At 60.7% G+C, this 3,126-nt stretch carries 4 protein-coding genes; 2 read left to right on the forward strand and 2 right to left on the reverse strand.

Annotated features, from left to right (window positions below; genetic code table 11):
* The first annotated feature begins 253 nt into the window (after positions 1–253).
* Entirely contained in the window at positions 254–532 is a 279-nt protein-coding gene (locus EOA29_RS30470; RefSeq protein WP_127222041.1) for a hypothetical protein, read from the forward strand.
* A 552-nt stretch (positions 533–1,084) separates the two neighbouring features.
* Here the strand turns inward: EOA29_RS30470 and EOA29_RS41750 are convergent.
* Positions 1,085–1,465 (reverse strand): hypothetical protein, encoded by a 381-nt coding sequence (locus tag EOA29_RS41750; RefSeq protein ID WP_189350140.1) that lies wholly within the window; start codon positions 1,463–1,465, stop codon positions 1,085–1,087.
* Positions 1,466–1,715: 250 nt separating this feature from the next.
* Entirely contained in the window at positions 1,716–2,522 is an 807-nt protein-coding gene (locus EOA29_RS30480; protein ID WP_126094641.1) for a DUF1236 domain-containing protein, read from the reverse strand.
* A 245-nt stretch (positions 2,523–2,767) separates the two neighbouring features.
* Between EOA29_RS30480 and EOA29_RS30485 the strand changes: the two genes are divergently transcribed.
* The gene (locus EOA29_RS30485) at positions 2,768–3,067 is read left to right on the forward strand and encodes a DUF1236 domain-containing protein (RefSeq protein ID WP_126094640.1); all 300 of its coding nucleotides are present in this window, start codon (positions 2,768–2,770) and stop codon (positions 3,065–3,067) included.
* Positions 3,068–3,126 lie beyond the last annotated feature (59 nt).

Below are 3,126 nucleotides of genomic sequence, written 5' to 3' on the forward strand. Positions count from 1 at the left end.
GAGGTCGCTCTTGCCTTGGCTGATTTTGCGAGAGGCGTTCTGCCGGGCGCCCGCCGGCAGTTGACGATCAAGGTCCGGGACGCCCAGTCACGCCGCGTGCTCTCCACCGCGGTGATTTTCGATGTGAAGCCTCCCCCGTAATAATCGAGTCCCTGGGTCCGCTGCCGGCCACCGGCGGGGCCGCTGCAAGCTGTGGATTAACCAGAGCTCGCGGGGATGCTTGATGGCTCCCTCCACGCGTTGGCCGTAGACTATGGAAATGGGACCTGCAAACTTCGCCCAGGAACTGCTCTCGGCCGCCGATCGAACCGGCGAGATGTCTGGCTCTGATCTGAAGGCGCTGCTTCGCCGGGCCGCGCTCGTTCTCAGAAATGCGGGCGATCTGGGCATGGAAGCAGATATCGAGGAAGCCCTGGATGGGGCCGCGGCCGAGATGCGGGTTTCCAAAGCGCAGTTGCTGCAATCGATTGCCATGCAATGGCTGATCGCCAACTCGCATATTCCGTTATATAAAATGGACGACTGGGGCTAGGATTTCGGCCGGCCAATCCGGAAGTCAAACCGTTGGCGTGTTCTCCCGTCTGGCCCGATAGTCTCCTTCCCAGGGCAACGCCTCGAAATCCGGCTTGAATCCTCCTGCGCGATAGGCATTTTCGGTAATGTAAGTGCCCCTGGTTCCTTCCAGGACACAAGCGAACGGCGGGTCTCCTGGACATCGGTAGAGGCCGACAGCTTTCATCAAAACACCCATGCCGTTGCTGCTTGCTTTGCCGGTCCCGAGGCTTGCATGGGCATTTGCGACCGTCGCCATTCATTTTGATGACGGCGCCGGCAGGTCAAGTGCGGGGTTGAGCGGAATTCCGAGCCTCGGCTGCCGGTATCGGCACGCACCTCGGCGCAGATCTCACACCGGTCTTTCAGCACCAGTCACGCTCCTCGCCGTGACGAATGTCAGCAGAGCTCGTGAGACTGAAGTCCGGCGCGGCAAGGTATTGGTCCGGGCGCTGAAACATAACGCTCGCTGCCTCATTCGAATAGAGCTGGCGAGAGCGTTCCTTCATCGCCGGCGGAGCAGAGATGTCCGTCAGCCCAGGGTTTGGCGGGCATCTTGCAAGCCATGGGGAAGCTGGTGCCCATACCTGTCGAACTTAACAATGTTGATCTCAAATTCGAGTGTCCGCGCTGCAAGCACCCGATTGTCAGGAAAGGCTCGTGGTTCAAGGTGATCGCCAACTTCAGATGCCAGAACTGCAGCGAGAATGTTCGTCTCGGCTACCCTGACAAACTCGCCATATTCGAAAGACACAAGCGTCTGGCTCAACGGCTCTAACCAAAGTCGGGACTGCCCAATTCGATCGTGCCGCGGAGACGTCTGATCGTCCGAAAAGTCACGCCGCCGTGCCGAGCGGCGGAATTGCAACGGCAATTGGACAAGCCGCGCCGCATTCATGCGTTCGAGTACCATGAGTTGCACATCTGCCCCGACGGATGCACACTGCCGATGCCTGGCATTCAACTGTCGGACACGGCCCGGCCTGCGAAGTCCTGTGTCACCACGATAAGCAGGCTGGGCTGTCCGGGTTCCCGCTCCCCTAAATATGGCTTGCTTGCTCTTTCGCAGGCAGCGCAGCTTCGACGGCCATGAGACGCGCGCGAAAGAGGCCCGCTTTGCCTGAGGGCAACGCGGGCCTATTTCGTCGAGATTCTGATGCGGATCAGGTCAGGATCAGCACGATCGTATAGGTGTTCGGGTCGACGATGACGATGCGTCCGTCGGCCAGTACGAAGTACTCATAGTCCTCATAGGCCGGGACGATCTTGACGATGCGGGCCGGCAGTCGATGCAGGCGGATCTTGTGCCGGGGAACCTCGATGCCGACCGAGATGTCGAAGCTGACATCGCGGACCGGCTGGATATTGGTCTCGTGGATGATCTGCGTGATCTGCGTCTTCTGCTCGACCGTCACGTTGGTGATCGAGGCCGTCTTGTTCTGGTCGGTCTGAACGTTGGCATTGCCCTGAGCATTCTGCTCGGTGGTGGTGCCGGTCTTGGTCTGGGCATTCTGCTCAGTGGTCTTTGTCTTGGTCTTGCCCTGGGCCTGTTCGTTCGTCTTCGAGCCCTTCGGGCAGTTGGCCATGCCGGTCTGGCACTTGGCCGTACCCTGAGCCTGCTCCTCGGTCTTGGTGCCAGCCTGACCCTGGGCCTGCTCGTCGGTCTTCATCTTGGTCTTGCCCTGAGCCTGCTGCTCGGTGCTGGTGCCGGCCTGACCTTGAGCCTGCTCATCGGTCTTCATCTTGGCCTTGCCCTGAACCTGCTCTTCGGTGTTGGCGCCGTTCTGCCCCTGGGCTTTCTGCTCGGCCCGCGGCTTCATCTTGCCCTGAGCCTTGCCACCCTTCTGGCAGTCGGCCTGGCCGGCGACGCAGTTGTTGTCGCTGCTCGGCTGCGCGGATTCGGTCTGCGCCATCGCGGCACCGCAACCGACGCCGAGCGCGATCATGCTCGTGATCAGAAGACGTTTCATCTGATTTTCTCCTCGGAAAGTCGGTCCCTTCGCTTGGGTAACCCGGGCTGAAAAGCATTGTTCCGAAACGTTTCGCGAGGCTGCGGTGACATTTTGTGAGAGCGCCGGCGGCAATTTTGCAGGAACAAGGCTTGTTTGCAGGAACAAGGCTTGGCCATCGGCGTTGGGCCGAGTGCCTACCGGCTGTGGAAAATCGCAGGCGCAGCGTGGGAGGCGATGCAACCACGAATGCAAAGGAAAAGACCATGAAAATGCACCTCACAGTCGCCGCCGCGGGCCTCCTGCTGCTCGCCGGCGCAGGCGCCGCGGCCGCTCAGGACGTCATCATCCAGCCCGAGCAGCAGACGGTGATCCGCGAATATGTGCACAAGCAGCCGCTGGCCTCGGTGGAGGTTCCTGGTGTCGAGCTCAGTATCGGCAGCACGCTTCCCGATACGGTCGAACTGCACGAAGTGCCGAACGTCAAATACCGCTACGTCGTCGTCGACAACCAGACGATCGTCGTCGATCCCGACACCCGCAAGATCGTCGAGGTGATCCAGTAAGAAAGGTGCCAGGCAGCGCTGGGGATGGCCCCGCCCTCCGCGGGTGGCGGGCCATAACC

Source organism: Mesorhizobium sp. M1E.F.Ca.ET.063.01.1.1 (assembly GCF_003998155.1).
In the GTDB taxonomy this organism is placed as follows: domain Bacteria; phylum Pseudomonadota; class Alphaproteobacteria; order Rhizobiales; family Rhizobiaceae; genus Mesorhizobium.

What these genes read in the sequence shown, in the direction of transcription:
- EOA29_RS30470 (WP_127222041.1), top strand. Translation starts at nt 254, where the DNA reads ATGGAAATGGGACCTGCAAACTTCGCCCAGGAACTGCTCTCGGCCGCC.
- EOA29_RS41750 (WP_189350140.1), bottom strand. Translation starts at nt 1,465, where the DNA reads ATGGTACTCGAACGCATGAATGCGGCGCGGCTTGTCCAATTGCCGTTG.
- EOA29_RS30480 (WP_126094641.1), bottom strand. Translation starts at nt 2,522, where the DNA reads ATGAAACGTCTTCTGATCACGAGCATGATCGCGCTCGGCGTCGGTTGC.
- EOA29_RS30485 (WP_126094640.1), top strand. Translation starts at nt 2,768, where the DNA reads ATGAAAATGCACCTCACAGTCGCCGCCGCGGGCCTCCTGCTGCTCGCC.